Origin of the sequence: Aporhodopirellula rubra, from assembly GCF_014192335.1 — a bacterium.
Taxonomy (GTDB): domain Bacteria; phylum Planctomycetota; class Planctomycetia; order Pirellulales; family Pirellulaceae; genus Rhodopirellula; species Rhodopirellula rubra.
Window position 1 is genome coordinate 59258 of record NZ_JACHXU010000033.1, and the last position, 23729, is coordinate 82986.

The window sequence follows — 23729 nt, forward strand, 5'->3', positions numbered from 1 at the left end:
TTGTAACGAACAGCTGAAATCATCGCGTTAATCGCTCGCCTTTTCATACGGAATCATTCATGACCATGTCTCCCTCACGAGAGTTGACCGCCGAAACTCAGCGAAACGAAGTTCGGCGCAGCAATCGTCTTACGCGACGTCGGGGCACGCGAGCCGGTGCTGTGGCGGTGGAGTTTGCGGTTGTCGCACCACTTTTGTTTCTGTTTTTCTTTGCCGGGTTTGAATTCTGCCGCGTCGCAATGATCCGTCATACCGTCGACAACGCGGTTTATGAGGGAGCTCGCCGAGGTATCGTCCCTGGTGGAACCAACGCCGAAGTACGTGCCGAGACCGAGCGAGTTCTCAGTACGATTGGTCTGCAAAACTTCACTCTCAACGTGACACCCGCCGTAATCGATGATGACACCGACGATGTCACCGTACGTCTCACGGTTCCTTTGGACGTTAACACATTTGTGCCCGCACAGTTTTTCGTCGGCAAAGAGATTCAGCGAGAATTGACGATGCGGCGTGAAGGTCGTTGAGTCACGCGATCGATCCGCTAGACTAGAAGTGCTCGACCGCAGTCCTCTTAGGATCGATGCGTCTCGCATTCCGAAACTAAGTACTTCATTCCAACCGCTAGTTTGCCAGTGAAGCAACGCGAGAACGATCGAATCTTCCCCGTTCGCACTCGGGTGCTGCTCATCGATTTGGACAATTGTCCTCACGAAGTGCTGGATTTGGCGGCGACGGCCGAGCGGTATGATCTCATTATCGCGGCTCATGGGCGACAGGAACCAAGGGTCCCACTCGGGATGGCCTCGGTTCTCGGTCTTCTCATCGCGGAAAGAAAAATTGAGATCTGGCCGATGCCCGCAGGCAAGAATTCAGCCGATTTCGGTCTGACGTTCATAGCCGGACGACTATCGGCGGAGCTTCCCAAAGACGCGATCGTTGAAGTCGCGTCCAAAGATCGCGATCTTGAGCATGCTGTGAGATTGTTGAAACGTGTCGGTATCAAAGCCTCGCGAATCGATTCGTCGACCGAGTCGGAGCCGCCTCGATCGGCTGACGCAGCGGTTTCGCATCTCGCGAGCCGTATCGCGAGTTCCCTTAACGGTCGCGGCGCGAAATCACGTCCCAAACGTAGACGCAGCCTACACGCCACAGTGAAGGCACGCGGCCCGACCCCGGATCAAGGCATGGCGGCGCTCAAGGAACTCGAACGCGCCTCTGCGATCACGTATGAGTCCAACGGCAATCCGAAGTACGACGACGACATTTTGAAACGACTGGCAGCATTGGCTCCAAAAAAAAAATGCAAGACCGAAGCACTGCCGCTTCAAAAACTCGTTCAGTCCAAGCGAACGCCTCGCCCCGGCGATCCGTCTCAGCTAACGCTGTTTGATCGGCACGTCCGAGAAGATGACGAGAGTGCTGACGAGAGCATCGTCGACGCAATTGCATTGCCAAGCATCACGCCTGAACGTGCGATTTCCGACGATGAAGTGCCGTTCTAAAACGCTGAAAGGGGGGCGGCGGCCAAAACGGCCAAATCCTCGACAACGCCTGACGAACGTCGCGACGTCTCAGCAGGAGACTGCGTAATCCTCAACGGCTCACTAGAGCATCATCGAAATAGCGTGGCCCGCTCTCAGCAACTAAATATGCCAGAAAATCGGTCTCCCGGAATCTGGCGTCATCCTTTGAGAGAACGGACTAAGTGACGTATTCCTCTTCGGCTTCGCCGGTCGGACGCGATATTTCGCCGGTGTCTTCGAGATGTCGAACGATATCGACGATCTTCTGCTGAACACCTTCGACTTCGCTGATCCGAACGCTGCCGAGATAGCCCATTTCTTCTCGCAGGTTTTCCGCTGCTCGCGAACTCATGTTGCGAAGGACTTTTTCCTGCAATGCGGAACTGGCACCCTTGAGTGCCATCGCCCATTGAGCCGTTTCGACGTTCTTGAGCAACGACTGAATGTCGCGATCACCGAGTTTGATGATGTCTTCGAACACGAACATCAGGCGGCGAATTTCTTCGGATAACTCTGGATCTTCGCGACCGAGTGATTCCATGATCGTGCGTTCGACGGCACGTTCGACCACGTTCAGGATTTCGGCCACACTTTCGACACCGCCCATGTTGCTTTGTTGTTGGTTGACCATGCTGCTCAATCGCATTTCTAATCCGCGTTCGAGTTCCGCGACCGCCGCAGGGCTGGTTCGCCCTATGTTGGCGACGCGTCGAATTACTTCGAGTTGTTTCTGGGCGTCGAGTCCCGCCATCACTTCCGCTGCGTACGTCGAGGGTACATGGCTGAGCAGAAGTGCGATCGTTTGCGGGTGTTCGTCACCGATGAATTGCAACAGGGTCTGCGTGTCCACTTTCTTGACGAAGCCGAACGGCATCGCTTCGATCGTTTGCTGCAGGTTTCCGATCAGTTCGGCCGCGTCACGTCCCAACGCCTCTTTGATCAGCTCCTTCGCTCGCTCGAGACCACCGGGGCTCGCGTAGATTGAGCTCGCTTTGCTGGTGAGGAATTCCGCAATCACGACCTCTTGTTCGTCACCGCCAACGGAATCGATCTGAGCGATCTTGATACTGATCAATTCGATCAATCGCGGCGGCAATTGCCCGAGTACCTTGGCCGCCGTCTTTGTCGGCAGACTCATCAGGAGAATCGCCGCTTTGTTCAAGCCGCGTTCTTCGGTGGTGGAAAGGGTGAGTGTATCAATCATCGATTTTGACGCTGAATCGTTTGAGCACGGAACACCGAGAATACTCAGGTGTGTTTCATCCTCTGTTTTCGACCGATTACCGGTGATTCCTCAAACAGTTCGTTCGCCAACGGCCCACGCCCGCGCAAGCGTTAGAACCGTTCGATTTCAAGCGTCGAATTCAGTTTTCCTCTCCCGGCTAAGCGTCACAACCCGCGCGGACTGAAAACCTTCAATCCGTCCCGGCCAATGCCCTCGCGAAATCGCTTGTTCATCACCGACCCTCCCTGCCGCGTTGCTGGCGCCGGTAACATCGGCCGGTTGCTCCGCGATCAACATTGCCAGCCGGGTCCAGTGATGACGATTCATGTCGCGTCGTGGCCAATTCAATTCCGCGAACAAAATTTGGCACGCCGCAGTGATGAGGGGGATTTCAGTGGCGAGTTCCCGAGAATGCGGCCACTCCTTCCACGGGCTCATCGCAGATTCGGATGACGTCATCGAGGGACGGCTAAACCGAATCGTTTGGAAAGCCGTTCGATTGTACCGATCGGTGTGGTCATTGACGTCATCAATGACCACAAACGAGTCAATCCATTGTCGCGCCAATCGTCCGATCAACCCATCGAGTTGCGTCTGGTTTTCCGCAGCTCGGACGAGCGCATGATCGGTTTTGGGAAAACGCGACCGAAGCAGCGGTAGCGCGTCGTGCCGAATCCAATTGCGGGTGTACCGTGTCTGTTCATTACTGGGGTCCTCTCGCCATGGTTGGCCGATCTCTCGAAGGGCGTCACGAAGTTCGGCCCGCCGGGCACGCAAAAGCGGGCGGCGGATCACAAAGTCATCGCCCAACGGCCGGGACGATGACATGCCTTTGAGACCGAGAGGGCCGGTTCCGCGTAGCAAATGATGCAGTACGGTTTCTGACTGATCGTCGAGAGTGTGAGCCAACGCCACATATCGACAGCCGGATTTTGCTGCCGTCGCGAGGAAGAAGTCACGCCGGTCCTGACGTAAACGTGCCTCTGCGTCTTCAGCCGCGTCGTTGTGGGCACGTCCGACTTCAACTGGGACATCTAAATCTGTGGCGAGTTCCCGCACAAACTGTTCATCTGCATCCGACTGCTCACCCCGCAATCGATGATTGAAATGCGCGATCCTCAGAGGCGGCATCGAATCAAGGTCGGGGGCATATTGCGTTCGGTATCGGTCAACCAATAATCGAACCAACGCGACGCTGTCGGCTCCACCACTGCAACCGATGATCGCTCCCACGGAGGTCGCTTCGTTTGCCCATTCGATACGAAGCAACTGACGCAGCGATTCCCAGCGTTCCGAATGCTCTTTCGTTTGATCCATGGATCAAACGGCTTCGGAAGTGCCGAACGTCTGAACGTAGATTCTGCCGCCGCTAGGGGGCGGAGGGTTGCGATCGCGAAGCACGATTACGGTGCGCCTGGCAATCCGCCACCAGGCAGTCCGCCGCCGCCCGGCAACTCCTCTTCGTTATTTGCACGCCGCATCCCCATACCTGGGAACATCGGCAAACTGTTGTCTTGGATCGTATCGTCTTCCTCAATTCGTTCGACTTCGATACCAGCCAAGTCGCCTAATGCGGGACGTTGTAACTCGAGTGCCTCGAGCCACAATTCGAGCGTGTCGAGTTTCTCATCATTCAATGCTTCGGAAACCAACAAAATGCTATCGACCCATGCCTGCACTTCCGGTCGGACGTTTTCCGGAACCGCGGCGAGCAAACCGGCAGGATTCTCTTCGGGGGTTCCCTTTGCCGAACCAGTGGCACCTTGTAGCAATTGTTGAAAAACAAAATCAATCTTGCGACGTGACAGGTTGACTTCAGGTGGCTGTGGGTTGGCCATCATCTGCATGCCGTATCCCATTTCCATCCCCATTTCCATCCCCATGCCACGCTCCATTCCCATGCCTCGCCCCATTCCCATCTCCATTCCCATTTCCATATCCATGCTCATTTCGGGGCTGTATCCGGAGTCCATTCCCATTCCTCTGCCCATGCCCATATCGCTCGACGTACGTGATCGGCGAGTTGCGGCGATTGGTTGGGGCTTTTTGGGTTTTGCCTTGCGAAGGAAATCGATCGGGTTCGGGGGCTGAGACTGAGCTGGGCGGGGGCGAGTTTGAGCCTCAAAGCGATCAAGTTCCGATTGAAGTGCGTTGAACGCGCGAACCGACCATTGTTTGGTCACGGCACTTGGATCCTCAACCTTGCCTTGCAGGCCGGTTTCGAAAGATCCGAGTTTCGCGGCCGAGTAGAGGGCGATCAAATCGGGATTGTCTTCCGCGGTGCTGATACTGATCAACTGCGTTCCCAAGGACGCGTCATTTGGGGCACGCAGAATATTCAGAATGTCCACAGCGAAACGTTGCAGGTACGCGTGTGCTTTCGCATCCCGTGACTTCGGTGGCTCTGCCGCCAGCAGTTTGTTCATTTCTGCGACCAACGCTGTCTTCTCGTCGGCTTTCATTACCGGAAACGCCAACCTGACGTACGAATGGATTCCGTGCAACGCGGCGGCTCGGATGCCATCACTTTCTTTTTCATCTGTATACAGCTTGTAGAGGATCGGATAGCTGTAGCTCAGCGGCAATGGAGGGCGGCCGTTGGCGAGGTCCAACGGTTTCGCGTTCAAACGTGAGAGTGCGTTGATCGCGTTGATCCGCGCGGCAGGCATGTAGTTGCCTTCCGCGATCTTTTTCATGCCGAGAAAGGTGCCAGCCAACAGTGTTCGGGTTCCGGCACTTCCGATCCGTTGTGCGCCGTCAACGTCTTTGAGCAGCCCCTCGATCGTGCTGCTGATTTCAGGAAGGTTTTCACGCTGCGTGATTTTCCATGGGATGTAATTCTCCAGGTAAAATTTCGACATCCCCGGTGCGGACGCTTCGACCTTGGACAGATCTTTCGCCGTCTTCAGCTGCATGACAGCGCGTTCGAGTTTGCTGGCTTCCTTCGGATCCTTGAACGCTTCGTAGGCAGGATCGAGTTTGAAAGTCTCGTATTGCTGGGCTGAGGCAACATTGGCGATCAACCACCACGAGGCCGCGGTGATGGCCATCGCCCACCAGAGCTTGACCGCCCATCGGCTGCGATCGCGCCCAGACGCTCCCGCGTGGGTTGCCATCGCACGTGCCGTGGACAAGGTGGCAGGCGATTGATCGGATCGGTTGTCGACGCGGGTGATGCCCGAGCGAGAACGGTTATGAATATCCGAATAGCGAGAATCGTTGGATAGTTCGTTGTGCAAACGCAACGCCACACCTGTGTAGAGAGAAGAGAGCGGAGACAGCCGGAGCCGTCTTGCAATATGAACCCCCATTATTCACCGAAAGTGCTCGTGCCGTCAACGAAAATCGGGCGGGAGAGTCGAAGAAGGTGCGTTTCTGTAGGCAAGAAATTGCCGGGAAAAACGAAAAAAGGCGAGGCCGACTCCGAGGAGCCGACCCCGCCTCGCACGGGGGGACGCTTAATATCTTGGTGTAGTTGTCATGTTGTCGTCGGCGTTCCCTTGACACAACGAATCATAGTCCCGCTCTGGCAGTGACTCGATGAATCCTTGGCACTTTTGAGGCAATCGGGTGCCGAACACTGCTCACAACGAGCGTTGATGCGGAATATGCCGGTTACGCAGACTTTTGACGCATTGGGACCCGTGATTCGGGGCCGGAGCCCCGCGAGAGTGCCGGACGCGAGCGATCGCAATGGCTCCCGCATCCGGTGCCCGTTCTCTGACGGGCGAGGTTTCCGAATGTCAGCGTTTCTCTTGTTTCGGCCGATCCGGCACGATTTTTCGGATGATCGTCGCGGCCGAGAGTTTCTGTCGAATTGCGGCCGATGTCAGCAATTCGACGTAGGTCACACGCTTTAGATTGAGTTTTAGTGGGATTGTACCGATTAACACGGTTGGAGGGGGGCCTCCGTCACGGAAGGAGTTTTTTGGTCGCCGGAACCGCGGCCATGAGACGTCGAGCGTAGCGACATCGGTCGCACCATCCTGCCGTGTCCATTTCATCGTTCTTGAAACGGAAGTGACGGAAATATGAGTCGGATTAACTGGTTGCGTTCATTCTTTGCCACCTCAACCACGTGGCACTCGACCCGTGCGGTCAAACTCAACTCGCTCGGCAATCGCTCTGCCCTGGCCACATTGAGCATCGCGTGCTTGTCATGCATGGTCTCAACAAGCATCGCGGACCAAGCCAACGCACAACGTCCCATCATCCCGGGAACGGGGCAGGAAATCATTGGCGTCTCCGACGATTTCGAAGACCCCAGTTGGCGTTACGTGCCGAACAATCCTAAGAGCACCGAAGACATCGACGAGAACCAACGCGGCCCGATGGGCAAGAGCACAAACGGGCGTTGGTACGAAGGCGTCAAGCGAGGGCACCCGGATATCGTGCAACGCGTTGCCACACCGCCAGGTGGAATCCCCGGCAGCAAAGGCTCGCTGTTGATGCGAAGCAAATTCACGGGCATCCCTGGACGTGCGAGCGGTACGATGCACCAAGACGATTTCATCTGCAATGTTCAGTACCGTCTCAAGCGACGCATCGATGTGGCCGAAGTTCCCAGCGTCACGACACGCATCTTCTTGCCACCGGTTGCCGAGTGGGAAAACCGATCGGGCCCGCACTTCGGTTTCCGTTTGGCTCTCGAGACCACCGCGATGATCGAACAAGAAGTCGGCTTCTTCAAACGCAAGGTCGAAGAGCTCGGTAACGAAATTTACTGGCCCGGTATGTTCATTGAATTTGAGAGCAAGGACCAAACTGGCCGCCCGGATGACTACGCCTATCTGCGAATCCGCAGTAACAAGAATGGCGGCGATTTCCGTGGCCCTCAAATCACGACCACCGGATGGTGGACACTCGGTCTCAGCGTGACGCCTGATGGCATGGTCCACTACTATGCTTCACCCGGTGTCGACGAGTTGACCGCCGACGACTACATCACCAGCCAGTTCCCGTACAGCTATCGGGCCGAACGGTTGCGAACGTTCTTCTACAACGTCTGCAGTGCCGACGATGGTCAGCGATGGAGCACCTCGTTCGTAGTCGACGATCCGAAGGTTTACGTGGTGCGTCCGAAAGGTGGCCTGAAAACCGCCGGTCGCACCACTCGCACGAACCGCTGATTTTCATGGGTTATAGAGCGAGGCCGGTGCTCACCGGCCTCGACACGAAACCACCACGCGACCGATTCGTTCGCTCTTAGCCGAGTGCTTCGGCGAACGCGGATTGCAGGCATTTTTTAGCATCGTCGCCGCGTTTGGAATCGATGACAACGTTGACCTGCAACTCGCTCGTTGCGATCATCTCAACGTTGATCTTTGCATTAGCGAGTTGTTCAAACAGCACGGTGCCGACCTGCGTGTGACTTCGCAGCCCGATGCCGCTGACGCTCAGTTTGGTGATTCCGGCGGCACCGCGGACGTCGCGCATCGAGTGGGTTTTGCATATCGATTGGGCAACCTTCACTCCCGCGTCGAGGTCGTCTTCGTCAATCGTAAAGCTGACGCTGGTGCTGCCGTCGACACCGTCATAGCCTTGAACAATCATGTCGACGAAGATTCCCGCTCGGCCGATCTCCTCGAACATGTCCGCCGCAACGCCGACGTGATCGGGAACCCCGTCGAGCGTGACGCGAGCTTGCTTCCCGACGATCGAAATGCCAGTCAGCGTGAGGGCTTCGAGGGCATCGTTTTGCAATCGTGTGACGACGTCTTCCACGTCCGCTTCGCGACTTTTGTCAGCTTGGATCGAGGCCCACGTCTTCGCATCGGACGGACGCTCGTGCAGCCCAAAGGCTTTGTGCACGGCACGGAGTGCGTTGGCTGCTTGATCGCGTGGTACGAGTGCGGAGATTTTGATTTCGCTGGTCGTGATCATGTGGATGTTGACCCCGGCGTCCGCCAGTGCCCGAAACATGCGAGCGGCAACGGATTTTTGACTCGCCATCCCGAGACCCACCACGCTGACTTTCGAAACGTCCGCGTCGTGAGTCAGACCGGTCGCGCCGATCCGTTTCAGAATCGCTTCTAACGCCGAGAGTGTTAATTTCAGTTCATCTCCCGGCACGGTGAACGAAACGTCGGCTTTGCCTTCGGCACCCACGTTTTGCACGACCATGTCGACGGCAACTTTGCGTTCGGCGATCGCCGAGAAAATCATCTGGCTCATTCCGGGGACGTCCGGAACACCGAGCACCGTGATCCGGGCTTCGTCTTTGGTCAACGCGGCGCCACTGACGGGTGAGCTTTCGGACTCCGCCTGGGCAACGATCATGGTGCCGTCACGATCTGAAAAACTACTTCGGACGTGAATCGGAACACCAAACTTCTTCGCGAACTCGATCGAACGCGAGTGCATCACGCCGGCACCGAGAGAAGCGAGTTCCAACATTTCGTCGTAACTGATCACGTCTACCCGTCGCGCCTCGGGCAACAACCGCGGGTCGGTGGTGTAAACGCCGTCGACGTCTGTATTGATTTCACACGCGTCGGCACCCAGCACAGCCGCGAGCGCCACGGCCGTCGTGTCACTGCCGCCGCGGCCCAACGTGGTGATGTTCAGATCGTCGTCAATCCCTTGGAATCCCGCGGCGACGACAATGTTGCCTTCTTCCAGGAGTTTCTCGATCCGGCCGGTGTCGATCGACCGGATGCGGGCCTTGCTGAAACTATTATCGGTTTTCATTCCGAACTGGCCGCCGGTCAAACTGACGGCTTTGGATCCCAGATCGTCGATGGCCATCGCGACCAGTGCCACGCTCGTTTGTTCCCCGGTGCTTAACAACATGTCCATCTCGCGAGCCGGCGGCTTCTCGCTGACCGCGGACGCCAACCGTAGCAATTCGTCGGTCTGTTTCCCCATCGCACTAACGACCATCACGACGCGATGTCCCTGTTTTTGGGCACGAATCGCCCGGCGAGCGGCGGCGCGAATTTTCTCGGGATCGGCAACCGACGTGCCGCCAAATTTCTGGACAATCAATGACATGGTCAAACGAGTTCTACGTCTCGGATTCGAGGCTTGAGAGGAAATTGCGTGGGCAACCACGAAACCGCGAGCTTACCAGGGAGACAATTTTCCTAAAAGCGGATCAGTTTTGGCGCCCCCGCGTCCACTGGCCTCGGGCCAGTTAAAATGCCCCCCGGCTCCGAGCCCGCAATCGGCGGTTGCCCGGGACAGGCCGAGTTCCTCGACGCGGATTTATAAATCTCATGAAACGATTGATCGTCCTAATGATCGCAATTTTCGTTGCCCTGATTGCTGTGGTCGCGGTCCCGATCGGAATCCGTCAAATGCGGATAGCCGCGGCCGTCAACAAAATTGCGACCACCGGGGCACCCACCACGATCGCTGACCTCCAGGCCAACCACGTCTGGGACAGTCGCAACGCCGCGTGGCATCTCGACGCCGTCGACCCCGACACGCAAAAGCTGTTTGCCGAAGTTAGCCCCACCTTCTATGACGACGAATCCTTTGACTGGCGTGACGGCATTCCCGAAGCCACCCGTGGGCAATTGGAAACCGCGTTCGCCACCTACCCGCAGGTTTTCGCGGCCGTCCATTCAGCGATTCAGTGCGACTACTATTCCAATTTTGATAAACCTGCCTCCTCGATCACGGCTTTCCAACAACAACTGCTCGATCGGGTCGGAATCATCCGTTCGGTTCATCGTGTCCTTGATGCACGTTACCGGTTCCTCGCCGCAACGGAGCAGTTCGACAAGGCCGCTCGCGTGGCCGACGATGCACTCACGCTCGTCCGATTGCAAGAGCAAGATCCAACGATCATCCAATACATGACCGCCGCGGCCTGCCGAAACTCGATTCTGGATTTTCTCGCTGAATTGGTCGCCTCGGACTCACTCAGCGAAAATGTGCTCGGGATTATTGATGCGGAACTGCGTCGCCACGTCGCAATGGACAGTTTTGTTCACGCTCTGAAAACCGAACGCGCTCTGGGAATCGAACTGAGCAGCAATACGCCGTTGGGATTAGCCATTTCCGGTCAAATGCTTCAGCCATACCTCGACTACATGCGAGACCAAATCGCCATGGGAGCCATTTCGCGATTCGAGGAAGCTGCTCCGATGATCACTGCTACGGCTGCCGAAGTCGCCGTCGTCGCGCCGGCCATGGATGCGGGGCGGGCACTGATGAATCGCCAACGTGCCAAGATCCGGTGCCTGCGTCTGGTCATCGCATTGCACAAGCAATCACTGGTAAACGAAACATCTCTGTCCCCCATGTCGGACGCCGGTCCACATGAGATTGCCGAACTGATCGCCGAGTTTGAAAAAACTTCCGAGTGGGGGCTTTCTCGAGATGACGTCATCGATCCGTTTTCTGGCCAACCTCTCATCGTTCAGCGCCTCAATGGTTACTGGCAGGTTTACAGCGTTGGCGAAAACCAGAGAGACGACGAAGGTGACTTTAAGGACGATTTGGATGTGGGGTTTCCGACGCTCGATCCAGACAACAGTGTCAGCGTTCCAGACGATCCCTGACTTTTGATCGCAAATCTTCGACGCTGCCGTCGTTCTCTATCACCCAATCGCTACGGCGCTGTTTCTCATCCCAAGACAGTTGACGTTTTTCTCGACGTTTCAATTCTGCGAGATCCCAACCGCGGGCATCCAACAAACGTTGGTGCCGATCGGGGGAAACGTGCAGGCACCATACTTCGTCGCATTCATCCTGCCATCCACTTTCGAGCAACAGCGGCACGTCGAGAATCACGTACGCAGCCTGATCGGCGACCGCTTTTGCCAGGGCTTCGCGAATCACTTCACGCGTTCGCGGGTGCACGACCGACTCGAGTTTCTTCAGCCGTGTTTGTGAAGCTTCACTCTCACCAAACACTAAATCAGCGATCCGTTCTCGCGACAACGTTCCACCGGAATTGAGGATTTGATCGCCAAACTCCGCGACCAGTTGATCGATGACTTCCGGTTCGAGGAGTTGCTCCTTGGCGATCGTGTCCGCATTCAGCCAAACGCCTCCGAACGATTGCAGGAATTGAGCGACAGTTGATTTACCGCTGCATGGCGGCCCAATAATTCCGATCACCCGTGTGTGTCCATGCGCCGTCATGACAACAGTTTCTCACAACGTTTGGGTGACACCTTCACCGCCGTTCCCAGCGGTTGTGCAAACTGACTGACGCGTAGCTCCTCGATCAACCATCGGAATTCCGAGTCCGCGTTCGTGCGTGGGTCTTGTTCGTCTGCGTGTTTGGACGACAACCAACGGTTCCACAACGAGTTGATCATTTCACGGGATTCCGCGTCACGTTTTTCTGCGCCGGATCTCGCCTTGTCGAGGCGATACGCAATCGCGTTGAGATACCGAGGCACGTGTTGCAGGTGCTGCCATGGTGTCCAGGAGATAAACCCGTCGGCAAACATCCATTGCAGTTGCGTTTCGACATCGTCGAGCACCTCGCGTAGTTTGCCCGATGACGTTTCTTCGCGGGCGACTCGAGATGCGTGATAAGCATCGGTCAGTTTGGTGAGCCACGTCGCGACGTCTTGCGTTGCTTCGCCAATCCTTCCCGGCGCCTCTGCCAATCGTTCTGCAAACTCGTCTGCGGTGCGAACGATCGGACGTTTCTCGACGACCGCCAAACGCGCGAGCAAGTCTGCAAGGGATGATTCGATCACCGACGCGGACAAAATCGGGCCTAACTTAATCTTCGCTTCCGCGATCGCCGGGAGGTGACGCACCTGAGCTCGCAAGTCCTTGCGGCACGCGATTGCGAACATTCGGGTTAGCCCCAGTCGGCTGCTGGCTTCGGCCGCCGCCGCGTCGGCAAACAGCCTCGTCGATACGAATTCGCCATGGTCAACCAAACCGGGGAACTGAGCCACCTGCACGCCACCTCGCTTGCGGACGACTTCACGGGGGAAACGTTCGATGTCCCATGTCGTCATCTTCTCTCGCATCCAATCTTCCGTCGTGCCCGATTCTTGCATCGACGTTTCGCTGGACTCGACCGACGAACCGAGCTGTTGTTTGATCGCGTCGACGCTGCGATCAGTGGCGAGCACCTTGCCCTCGTCATCAACGACGCGAACGAGAAATCGCAAATGCGGTTCGAGCTTTTCTTCTTGGAAATCGTCAGGTCCGATGCGTGTTTCCGCGTGTCGGGTCAACGCTTCGCAAAGCGTCGGTATGAACGCCGACTGTCCGCGTTGCTGCACAATTTCGTCGGTCACCTTTTTTGCGACGTCTGCCGCCGGAATCAACAGTCGTCTCAAACGTTTCGGCAGCGATTTAATCATCGCCGTGACTTTCGTTTCGAGCTGCCCGGGCACCAACCAGTCCAACGCCTCGTCACTGACTTGTGGTAAGGCAGCCGGGTGGATCGTCAGGTGGATGCCATCTTCGTCGGTTCCCGGTCGGAAATGATATTCCAGCGGCAAACGTGTCGCGCCGGAGGCGAGTTCGTTGGGAAAGTCGTCCTGTTCGATCCGCGTCGCGGACGTTTCCAGCAGGTCCTCGGGGCGGAGGTACGGCGTCTCGGTGATTTCCTCCGTCGCATCGTCGGAGGCATCTGCCGCAATTTCGAGCGGAGGTGGATCCGCGAGCCATGCCGCCAAGTCGACATCGTTCTTGAGACGTTGATGCCATTGAGGCGGCGGGCATTGTCGATCAAATTTCTCGAGTCGAGCGCGATCGCAAACCCAGTCCGGCAATCTCGATTGGTAGAACGCCTGCAACACGTAGTCGTCCACGACGAGATCTCGCCGACGTGTTTTCGCAGCCAACTTTTCAATTGACTCGAGCAACCCACGGTTGTGTCGAACTGATTTCGCCGTGGTCGGTAACTCGCCGCCGACCAATCCGTTTCGGATCAATAGGTTCCGAGCTTCAATCGGATCGATCGGAGACAATGGCACGCGGCGACGCAGCACAACGGGCAATCCGAAAAACGACTTTCGCTGGTAACAGAACGCACCGCTCGCTTTGCGGCTCCAGTGCGGGTCGCTAAACGATGACTTCAGCATGTGATCGCCGACGGCTTCAATCCAGGCCGGTTGGATTTTCGCGACCGTGCGTGCGTACTGCTTGGCCGTCTCGACCAATTCAGCCGCGACAATCCATTTTGGTTTCGATTCGAACACACCGCTGCCAGGCCACAGGAATAACTTCAGCCCACCGGCGCCCGTGTACTCGTTCTTCTCGCCTGCCAACGCCACGCCCGACAACAGGCCGGTCAACAAGGCTTGGTGAATCAACGCGTATCGGTCGGAGTCAACGATCGGCGCAACATCGTCGGCTTTCTCGGGCTCCGCATTGCAATATCGAATCGGCCCGATCGTTAATCTTGCTCGACTCCGACGTGGCTTTCGATTCTCGTGCGGACGCTTTTTGCCTTTTTCGCCGTTTGACTTTTGATCCGGATCCGAAAGCGTGCTCGCACCGAGTGTCGTCGATGCCATCTCCTTGAGTTGCCGATAGACGTCAGACCATTCACGCATGCGGTTGGGCGACAAGAAATTTTGCCGCAGGACACGTGTCATCTTCCCGCGTCCATATTTCGAACTCATCTCCTCATAGAAACGCCAAATGCGTAACAGGTTGAGGAAGTCGCTCTCCGGATCGGCAAATTTCGAATGAGCCTCGTCGGCCGCTTTGCGTTTATCCGGCGGACGATCGCGGGGGTCCGGAATCTCCATGGCTGCCGCGATGGGGAGCACTTCGGGGAGAACACCGTGTTGTTCGGCGCCGATCAGGATACGACCAACACGCGGGTCCACGGGCATCCGTCCGAGTTGCCATCCTATCTCGGTCAGTTCGCCGTCGTCATCGACCGCGCCGAGCTCAGCGAGTGTTCGAAAACCTTCTCGAATCGCATCGATACGTGGCGGATCAATGAGCGGAAAGTCTTCGAGCCGGCCTAAACGGAGGACTTTGCTCTGCAAAACGACGCTCGCCAAATTCGTGCGGCGAATTTCGGGAGTCGTGAACGCGTCCCGACTTTCGAAATCGTCAACGTCGTACAACCGCACCGCGATACCCGGTCCGACACGGCCGCACCGGCCACTGCGTTGGTTCGCGCTGGCGCGGCTGACCGGTTCGACAGGTAGCCGCTGTACTTTACTGCGAACACTGTACCGACTGATCCGTGCGGTTCCGGAATCGATTACGTACCGAATCCCAGGAACCGTCAATGACGATTCGGCAACGTTGGTCGCGAAAATGATCCGTTGCTTGCCGCCGGTCGGATGAAAAATCGCTTGTTGGGCCGATTGAGGCAGTCGCGCGTAGAGCGGCAACAGTTCGACGCGGTTTTCCAAACCCAACCGTTTGAAATGACCGCCGACGTGATGCGAGACTTCGCGAATGTCACGTTCCGTTGGTAAAAATACGAGCGTGTCGCCCGTTCCATCTCGGCGTAGCGAATCGATGGCGGCGGTGACGTGAGCGGCCAAATCGTAACCACGCGTTGCACTCGAGTCGACGTCGTCCCATGGCAGGTAACGAAGCTCCACCGGATACCCGCGTCCTTCGACCTGCAAAATAGGGGCAGGGACAATTTCACCGGTTTCCGAATCGGTGGTGCCAAAATGTTCCGCAAACCGGTCAGCGTCAATCGTGGCCGAGGTAATGATGATCCGCAATTCGGGACGACGATCCATGATGCGTCGCAGCAGGCCCAGCAAAAAATCGATGTTGAGCGACCGTTCGTGCGCCTCGTCGATGATGATCACGTCGTAGGCGAGCAGGTCGGGGTCGGAACCGGTTTCGGCGAGCAAGATCCCGTCGGTCATTAATTTGATCAGAGTCCGATCGCTCGTTTTATCACCGAACCGAACCTGGTACCCGATCTCGTTTCCGAGAATCGTCTCGGTTTCCTCCGCGAGTCGTGCCGCAATGCTTCGGGCGGCGAGGCGACGTGGCTGCGTGTGACCGACCATCCCGTCGCGTCCGAATCCGGCCTCGACACACATCTTGGGCAACTGAGTGCTCTTCCCGCTGCCCGTCTCGCCACAAACGACGATGACGCGATGCTCGCGAAGCATCGCGACGATGTGATCGCGATGTTCGGAAATCGGTAACTCGGACGGAAACTCGATTTTGACTTTGGCCGATTGTCGAGCCTCGGCACGCGCCGCTGCCGCCGCGACACGAGCGGCAAACTGTTCCTCCGCTTGGCCGTCAGATGATTTGCGGTCGCGTTTGAGTCGAGATCGCTGCCTTTGCAATCGAGCACGATCGGCGCGCGTCAGCTTCACATCTTTGAGGTCGAGGCTATCGTCCGATGACGACGTCGGGGCCTGAGCACTCGGTGGCGGTGAACTAAGACCGGGGCTCGCAGGTTTCTGGTTCAAAACGTTTTGGTCAGCGTTGGGAAAAAAATGATTCGTTTGGCCGGTCAGGCTGAGATTCTTGCGTTCAGTTGTCTGATGAATCGCTCGCGATCGACCGGTGATAAAATGTGTTCACGCCGATCGGTTTTGACTACCACACGACGCAACGACAACGCCGGCCCACTCCGCAGTGTCCACGCCATCCGCACGTCACGAATCGAATCGTAAGGAACCTGGTAACAGATCACGCCGCATCGAATGGACAGCGTATCGGTCAACAACGTGTACCGACACGGCACGGTAAAGATTGCCGTCACGACCAAAATTCCTGCCGCCGTCAAAAACATCACCGACGCGTCACCCGGTCGTCCTACCGCAATCAAATACGCCGCGATCACAACCGCGCCGACAATCGGGAACGCGAGCAAAGCCGCCAACCACCAATCCACTGCCGACTGGTGCACCTTGCGGTCGAGGCGGCGCCGCTCGGAGGACGAATTGGTATCGGGGTTGCCAGGTTTAGTAACGGTTGATTCGGACACGTCAGTAATGAACAAGTGGGGGATTCGAGCAGAGCGGTAGTTCACAATCGAACATCAACTCGGGAAAAACGCAGCGAAGAAATTCGAATAAAGATCGTCGATTGTATACCGCGATAACGAATCGTGAACCAAGAGACACTTTCCGCGACGTCCACGTTCGCCTAATAATCGCTGCGTGAAAAGTACAGGCAACTGACCGCCAGCATGAACGCGATAAAGATCCCGCAACTGAGCAACGGCCACGCGATCCGGTACCGTACGACTTCCGCCGCACCGGATTCTCCGCCGCCGATCACTAGCGAATCGTTGCCCGATACCATTGCCGCCGTTGTGTCGCCAAGCTGCAGCACCTGAGGCGTGAACAGTTCGAGACCGCCGACCACGTAGCGATCAATCCAACGCCAAACCGATCCGGTCGGCGTGACCGTGCTTAACTGCGAAAGTTTCGCCGAGCCTGAATCAGACGCGTTCGACAATTCGCTCAATCTGGCATCGCTGATGGCAATCGAATAAGACGTCACTCGATCCACATCATGAGCAACAAACAACTGTCCTTCGTTGCTACCCTGCGTATCCGGTTGCCAATACACTGATTCGATTTCGTCCACCGGAATCCGCGAGATCCTGCGAATCGTCATCAATCGTTTCGACTCGGTGTTGTCCGCGTTCGTTTCCTCTGATTCAAACGCTGCGTCTGAATCACGAGGTGTTTCCAATAAGACCGGTTCGTTCTCATTTTTGATCACTTCGATCATGTCGCAATGGCCCGATGACGTTCTCAGCAAGAAGCATTGATCGGAAATTGCTACCATTTCCAGCGGCGTTCCTGAAACGATCGAACGCCGTTCGTCGTGGTCCCACTGGCCGACGAATCTCAGCGTAGTTGCGTCGTAAATCTTCAGCGGTAGGTCCCCGCGGGCGACGACAACCCAACGCGGCGATGCGGCAATCACATGCGAAGCTCGATCGGATTCGCGTTTGAGATTCACTCTCGCTGTCATCTCCCAAGTGCCGGATGCATCCGCCCCCGTCGGTTCGAGACGTTGCATGCGATCTCCGGTCAGCAGCACCAGTCCGCTCTCGTCTAGGATTTTTGAGACTCGAGTCGGCGGACTCAGGACCACGTCGCTCGGAAGGATCGAGACGAACGACTCCGTCGCTCCGCCTTGCATCGTCACCAACGCCTTCAACCACGCACCGACGGAGTTGTCCACACGTGCACGTGTTTTCGTGGTTTCGTCGCTATTTTCGTTTTCGGATGTTTCGTCGCCATCATCCTCAGACGCTTCCTCGCCGATCGCCTCCAAAATGGCGTTCCGATTGGTCGTCAAAAGATCCGCGGTGTTGATCGCGACCACCGTGTTGTCGTCGACCGGGATCAATCGCTCTGTCGCGGTCGGCAAACGCAAACTCGGCTGCGGAGTCCAGTCATCGTCACGAGAAAGCACGATGAGATCGAGCGAACCGGAGCCGAACGGATTAAACCGGCCGTTTCGAATCCGGGCCGTCATCACGTGGTCTGTATCCAACGTCGCCGGTCGTAACACGCGATCATTCGATCCGGCTTCGGAATCGATCAAGGACTCCCACGCCTTCGCTGGGGCATCCAATCGCACCAATCCACTGCCGCCGGTGACCGCGAATAGATCGTCGCCTGCCCTGGTCATTCCGACAATCCGGTCCGGTGCGACCACTCGTGCATCGACCACGCCGCCGATGATTCCGACGACCATGCAAACCGCCGCCAATGCCCCCGCCGCCGCGATTGAAATTATCGCTGATCGCCACTTCAATCCGGCCAGAACCGAAACGCTGTAGAAGACCGCAAAGATCACCACCGCCACAGGGATGCACCATAAGATCCGTGTGTTCCAAACGCCCAGCCGCAACGCAGCGATCAGATACAAGCCGAGCACTAACTGCGTCACACACAGCAGAACGAACGCACAGCCGCCGATGAATTTCGAAACCAGCAGTGCACTGCGAGATATCGGCTTACTCAGCAGCAGATGCAGCGATCCCGTTTGCAACATGTCGGGAACAATGGACGCCGTCACCAACACGCCTAGAAACACCAGGACCAATCCGAGTAACCAGTTCACTAGAATTGGAATCACAAACTGATTGAACAGCGTTTCAAATTGAACGCGATCGATTTGGAAGTCCGTCGGAAACTCCAACCCCGCGTACGTCAGCAGAACGGAACGCGAACTACGTGATTCAAAAACGCCCGGCAGTGCTGCTTCGAGTCGCAAACGGGCTCGTCGTCGCAGCAGCGAATCGGTGAGTTCCTCGTCGGGAGTGTCATCGAGCGATCGCAACTCACGTAACCGGACGGTATCCTTCCATGCCTCTGCGTCATACCAGCCCTCTGGGGCATCGTCTGCTTGCGAATCGTCTGATGGGGAATCGTTGCCGTCTAACTCATCTGCGGGTGTTTCGTACGCGTCGCTTTCGCGTGTTGCGTCCGACTCGACCAAGTCGTTGAGTGCGTCCGTCAGCAGTGACAATCGGATTCGAACTTCGTCGCCTTCACCGACACGGCGGAGTTGCCGCTGCATCTCAGTCGGCATCGCTTTGGCGATTCGTCCGATCGCTTTGTCTTGCGACTTGGGGTCGACGATCCCTTGCGCGAGTAAGGCCTTCATTCGCGTGCCGTTGTACACGTCAAACCATCGAAACGATGTCGTGTAGTCTTCTTTAATCCCGATCGGTGCCAGCGATGCGAGCAACACCCAGATCGCTAGAAAGGCAGCCCACAGCACACGGGACGCGAGCGCCGAATGGAATGAGTCCGAGATGATCGCGAAATATGGCCTCATGCCACCGCCACAGGATTCGGGGATTCGACCAAACGCATGAACGTCTCTTCCAACGTTTGGCGGTGCGGCACCAATCGGATCAGCGATCCGTCGGCCGCGCGGATGCGATCAACAATTGCATCGACTGCCGCTCTCTCGCTACATAAGACGCGGCATCGGTACCGCGAACGGTTCGAATCCAGATCGATCGGATCGGTAATCCACTCGACCGTTCCCGCACCCGCACCCACGCTCGCCAGCACGCCCGACTCCACGTCCGCGTTCGATGTCGCAGTTGGATCGGAGTGCGCCAATTCAAATTCGATTTCGATGGTGACCGCTTCGCTGTCCGTTTTCGACGGTCCCCCCATCTCGGCGATCGGTCCCGTTGCCAAAACGTTTCCTCCGGCCATGATCGCAAGGTGCGAACAGACGAGTTCCACTTCATGCAAAATATGACTGTTCAGGAAGATCGTTTTCCCGGCGTCACGCAATCGTTCAATCACACGCCGCACCTCGCTTCGGCCGACCGGATCGAGACCGTCGGTGGGTTCATCCAAAATCAGTAAATCGGGGTCATGCATCAATGCTTGGGCGAGCCCGAGTCGCTGCAGCATTCCTTTGCTGAACCGTTTGACGCTTTCGCGGTCACGGCCTTCCAAGCCGACCACCGAAAGTAGTTCGTCGCTGCGTCGTGAGATGGTGTCCGAATCCAGGCGGCTTAATTTTCCGTAGTAACGAAGTGCCGAACGCGCGGTGTGGTGACGATCCACACGCAGAGACTCAGGCAAGTAACCAACACGGCTGCGTGCTTCCGCCGAACCTGCCGGCAATCCAAACAACGACGCGCGGCCTCCGGTACTGCGGATCACGCCGAGCAGGATTTTGATCAGGGTCGTTTTGCCGGCACCGTTGGGGCCCAACAATCCAAACACTTGCCCCCGCTCTGCACTCAGCGAAACGCCGCGTAAGGCGTGCACGTCACCACGCCGCAAAATGCTGCCGCCTCGATAGGTCTTTTCGAGTGCGTCAACGGAAATGATACTGCTGTTGGAAGCCTCCGGTCGGCTCACGCGAGCAGATTCCTCAACATGAGATACAGCAACATCGCCGCCGTTATCGCAATCACGCCCGCCAGCAGCAATCGGTGCGCGGGCTGTCGCCACGACGGCACGTTTACTTCGCGGTTGTAAAGACTGCGGAAACGCTCACGCTCGGCCGCGGTGTCGAACACACCATCTTCAACGAGTTCCTGTAACCCGTACTGGACCGAGTACTCAACGACACCATGAATGTTTTGGCGGTTGCGTGTTTCGTCGACTCCGATACCTTCAAAGTACCAGAGTTGGTTTCCGAATTGTCGATCGGTTTCGCAGCGGTCGTCAACGCAGCGAAGGTTGATGATCTCGCTACTTTCTAGACAAAAGTTCGCGCGGACCAATGCCCGGCCACTGTCCAAGCGGACTTGGCGTAATACCCTTTCGGAAAATTGTCGTTGGGGGGCTTGAGCGCGCATTTTGAACCTCCGTTTACACGAACCGGTCTTTCGCCGGATAAGCATATTATTGCCGAATGGGAAGCCCACGTCATCGGCGAGAATGGAATTTTTCTCGTAATATCCACGCTTTTTACGGCTGTCCCCGGCCCCCCGGGCAGTCGCATCGGCCTGCTCAACGATTCACGCTGCTAATCTAGCCAGTCTCGCAGGTCTTGTTTTTCCATGTCTATGGCAAGCCATGTCCACGCCCAGTCCCAGCAAACGAAACTCTCACGGCATCGAATCAGGGGACCTGAATTCGGGGCCTCCGCATAAACCAGCTGCGCAAAAAGCAGGTTCGGGTGAGAGAAAGCCGCCTAAAGTGCCTAGAGTCAAACCAAAGCCGCTCGTCCGCCCGATCACATTGCGGGCTCCGATCACTCTCGGCGTGGTGCTGATCGTCCTCGTCGTGATTTTGGGAGCGATCTGGGTCACTGGCACGCTGCTGGGATTGCTTCGCGGACAGGCATCACCGGAATTGTTCTGGGTGATGTTGTTGGCTGGGTCGGTGCTGCTGATCGCCGTGCTCGCCGGCGTGATCGCGTACCTCACGCTGAGCGTCAAAGCCTTCAATTTGAATCGCCGCCAATCCAACTTCATCGACGCGGTCACCCATGAACTCAAAAGCCCGATCGCGTCGCTGAAGCTCTATCTGCAAACGATGACGCGTCACAGCGTTAATGCGGACCAGCAGGAGGAATTCCACAAAATCATGCTCGACGATGTCGAGCGTCTCGATTCGCTTATCAATCATTTGCTCGACGCCGCACGGGTCGAACGAGGGACCGAACCCGAGGAAGCGACCGATTTCGTGCTCTCTGAATTGCTGACGCAGGTCAGTATTGCCGCGTGTGTTCGATACAAAATGCCCGCCGAGACGGTCAGCATCGATTGCCCCGATATCATGCTGCACGCACCCCCGGTTCAAGTCGAAATTCTGTTTCGAAATTTGATCGATAACGCCATCAAATACGGTGGAACGCCGCCTCGCGTGAACATCGTTGCCCAAATGAAGCAGGCTCCCCACGGCGAAGTCACCGTGTCGGTTTGCGACAACGGAGCTGGGATTCCCGCGAACCTGCGACGCAAGGTGTTCGGCCGCTTCGTGCGTCTGGGCAATGAGCTCGAACGCAGCAAGCCGGGCACCGGGCTCGGCCTCTATCTCGTTCGCAACGTCACCCATGCCCTCGGTGGACGTATCAACATCGGCGACGCGGGAGATGTTGTCGGCGTCGGAGACGTTGCGGGGGTGGAAAACGGGGCAAGCGGAGCTGGTAATGAAGGTGTCGAATTGAAGAAAAGCTCCGGCACGCGATTCGATATCACGCTGCCTGACGCCACGCTTGCTTTAGCAGTGCCTGCTTCGGCGAGTGAGGTCGCGGGTTCGGAGGCGGATGCGGTTTGACATTAGGGGACACTTTTTCCCCAGCACGAGTTCGCTTTTAGGGTGCCGCTCACACTGTCTTTCGTGTAGCCCTCCGCCCTGTCTGACACCCACCCGTTTTCCAGGGGAACGGTTGTCTCCTGCACCTGTCCGCAAGGTCTGCCGCACCCTCACTAATAGCGGTTCAACAGGCCGCGAAACCCCGAAAAACGTGATTTAGTCGACAATCCGGGATGCACGTGGTTATACTCTCAATCGACGCTAATCCGACACATTTCTTATCCCTCGAACGAGCGCAGGAAGTTTTCACATGTCACTCGAAGACAACCCACTGTCGCCCATGTTTCGCATCGACGTTTCTGCCAAAGCCGACTCCGGTACCTCGATGACCAACGAAGAACTCACCGTGCAATTGCTCCGTCAAATGCTGATTGGCCAGCAAAAACAGACGAAGCTGCTTTCTGAACTTGTTCAGCAAAATGCTGCCATGCACAAACAGCGTGCTGGCGAGCTGCAGCAATGGAAAGACGCACACCCCGAGCTCTCTCGCGCCTGTCGCCGTGCCGCCGAGACGCTCAGCGAAGTCCAAACTGAGTTCCTGCAATCGATCACCGAAGAGATTGACGATTCCGGCGAACACTTGGTCGAAGGCGAATATATGCTCAACGAGTTTATCGATCGCTTCGGTCCACGCATGGCTCACCTCAACGGCATCCTGCAAGTCCTCGCCCAGCTCGGAACGGGTGAGCCGGTTGCTGAGCAACAAGAGCTATAAACGCCCGAAACCGCAGCATCGGAACCGCAAATCGCTTGGTGGATAACTATCCTCAAAATTTTTTCCAAGCGAACCTTTCCACAAACGGCTCCGTCCGCTACTCTCTGGCACTTCACGGGAGCGAGCGATTTTTCGCCCCCCGTGATCGAGTCCATCGGAGGACTCTCAGCAAAAAAATCCGGGGCGTAGCTCAGCCTGGCAGAGCGTCTGGTTTGGGACCAGAAGGTCGCACGTTCGAATCGTGTCGCCCCGATATTTTGCACTTCTAAAACGCGGTCAATCTACAACCGCGAGCCCCAGCGGGAAGATGTTCGGCACATCAAAGCAGGCCCGACTCCAGGCCACCCTCTCCCATTTGGTGCCACCCACACCCTCTCCCATTTGGTGCCACCCACAAAACACCCTCTCTGAGCTGTTGCTAGTTCGTGCTGGCGGCTTGGGATCTGATCGACACCTTCACTCGAACGGCTCGGCGAAGCTAAAGTGTCAGCCGCTTGGCGTCTCTTAGATGGTGCCACCCACGAATGGCACCCACGAATGGCACAGTCATTGACGACTGGTTTGGTGTCAGCGCATAAGATGTCTATCTGCAGGTTGGCTATTTCGTTTAAAATTGCCAATGC

The 23729-nt window shown here is 56.7% G+C and carries 16 protein-coding genes and 1 tRNA gene; 7 read left to right on the plus strand and 10 right to left on the minus strand.

Features of this window, described 5'->3' with window-relative positions; all coding sequences use genetic code 11:
* Positions 1-59: 59 nt before the first annotated feature.
* Complete coding sequence (locus FHS27_RS28310; RefSeq protein ID WP_246421165.1) at positions 60-524, plus strand: TadE/TadG family type IV pilus assembly protein; 465 nt, start codon at positions 60-62, stop codon at positions 522-524.
* Between the two features lie 108 nt (positions 525-632).
* Positions 633-1502, plus strand: coding sequence for a PIN domain-containing protein (locus FHS27_RS28315; protein ID WP_184309385.1), 870 nt, complete (start codon positions 633-635; stop codon positions 1500-1502).
* 199 nt (positions 1503-1701) lie between these two features.
* Here FHS27_RS28315 and fliG read toward each other — a convergent pair whose 3' ends face one another.
* The 3 genes from fliG to FHS27_RS28330 form a co-directional block, all read right to left on the minus strand.
* The gene (gene fliG / locus FHS27_RS28320) at positions 1702-2727 is read right to left on the minus strand and encodes a flagellar motor switch protein FliG (protein WP_184309387.1); all 1026 of its coding nucleotides are present in this window, start codon (positions 2725-2727) and stop codon (positions 1702-1704) included.
* 147 nt (positions 2728-2874) lie between these two features.
* Positions 2875-4065 carry a tRNA lysidine(34) synthetase TilS gene (gene tilS, locus FHS27_RS28325; RefSeq protein WP_184309389.1) on the minus strand — a complete coding sequence of 397 codons (1191 nt, stop codon included), beginning with the start codon at positions 4063-4065 and terminating at the stop codon, positions 2875-2877.
* 86 nt (positions 4066-4151) lie between these two features.
* On the minus strand, positions 4152-5999 hold the full coding sequence (locus FHS27_RS28330) for a hypothetical protein (protein ID WP_184309391.1): 1848 nt from the start codon (positions 5997-5999) through the stop codon (positions 4152-4154).
* A gap of 780 nt (positions 6000-6779) precedes the next feature.
* Here FHS27_RS28330 and FHS27_RS28335 point away from each other — a divergent pair.
* Positions 6780-7877: a hypothetical protein gene (locus tag FHS27_RS28335; RefSeq protein WP_184309393.1), complete on the plus strand. Its 1098-nt coding sequence runs from the start codon at positions 6780-6782 to the stop codon at positions 7875-7877.
* Between the two features lie 76 nt (positions 7878-7953).
* On the opposite strand, the gene FHS27_RS28340 is transcribed toward FHS27_RS28335, so the two are convergent.
* Entirely contained in the window at positions 7954-9741 is a 1788-nt protein-coding gene (locus FHS27_RS28340; RefSeq protein WP_009093559.1) for an aspartate kinase, read from the minus strand.
* 224 nt (positions 9742-9965) lie between these two features.
* On the opposite strand from FHS27_RS28340, the gene FHS27_RS28345 reads away from it, so the two are divergent.
* The gene (locus tag FHS27_RS28345) at positions 9966-11258 is read left to right on the plus strand and encodes a hypothetical protein (protein ID WP_184309395.1); all 1293 of its coding nucleotides are present in this window, start codon (positions 9966-9968) and stop codon (positions 11256-11258) included.
* On the opposite strand, the gene coaE is transcribed toward FHS27_RS28345, so the two are convergent.
* From coaE to FHS27_RS28375, 6 genes are all read right to left on the minus strand, one after another.
* Complete coding sequence (gene coaE, locus FHS27_RS28350; protein ID WP_184309397.1) at positions 11236-11844, minus strand: dephospho-CoA kinase; 609 nt, start codon at positions 11842-11844, stop codon at positions 11236-11238. The genes FHS27_RS28345 and coaE overlap by 23 nt on opposite strands.
* Entirely contained in the window at positions 11841-16088 is a 4248-nt protein-coding gene (gene hrpA, locus FHS27_RS28355; protein WP_246421169.1) for an ATP-dependent RNA helicase HrpA, read from the minus strand. Before hrpA ends, coaE begins: the two co-directional genes overlap by 4 nt.
* Positions 16089-16132: 44 nt before the next feature.
* Complete coding sequence (locus FHS27_RS28360) at positions 16133-16609, minus strand: PH domain-containing protein (protein ID WP_315854734.1); 477 nt, start codon at positions 16607-16609, stop codon at positions 16133-16135.
* 161 nt (positions 16610-16770) lie between these two features.
* A complete protein-coding gene (locus tag FHS27_RS28365) occupies positions 16771-19431 on the minus strand; it encodes an ABC transporter permease (protein ID WP_184309399.1) in 2661 nt (886 codons plus the stop codon).
* Positions 19428-20483, minus strand: a complete 1056-nt coding sequence (locus FHS27_RS28370; RefSeq protein ID WP_184309401.1) for an ABC transporter ATP-binding protein — start codon at positions 20481-20483, stop codon at positions 19428-19430. Before FHS27_RS28370 ends, FHS27_RS28365 begins: the two co-directional genes overlap by 4 nt.
* Entirely contained in the window at positions 20480-20926 is a 447-nt protein-coding gene (locus tag FHS27_RS28375; RefSeq protein ID WP_184309403.1) for a hypothetical protein, read from the minus strand. Before FHS27_RS28375 ends, FHS27_RS28370 begins: the two co-directional genes overlap by 4 nt.
* Positions 20927-21269: 343 nt before the next feature.
* Between FHS27_RS28375 and FHS27_RS28380 the strand changes: the two genes are divergently transcribed.
* The 3 genes from FHS27_RS28380 to FHS27_RS28390 all read left to right on the plus strand — a co-directional run bounded on the left by FHS27_RS28380 (position 21270) and on the right by FHS27_RS28390 (position 23359).
* A complete protein-coding gene (locus FHS27_RS28380; protein ID WP_184309405.1) occupies positions 21270-22352 on the plus strand; it encodes a sensor histidine kinase in 1083 nt (360 codons plus the stop codon).
* 289 nt (positions 22353-22641) lie between these two features.
* Complete coding sequence (locus FHS27_RS28385) at positions 22642-23106, plus strand: hypothetical protein (protein WP_009093569.1); 465 nt, start codon at positions 22642-22644, stop codon at positions 23104-23106.
* A 179-nt stretch (positions 23107-23285) separates the two neighbouring features.
* Positions 23286-23359: transfer RNA gene (locus tag FHS27_RS28390), tRNA-Pro, on the plus strand.
* The last annotated feature ends 370 nt before the right edge of the window (positions 23360-23729 follow it).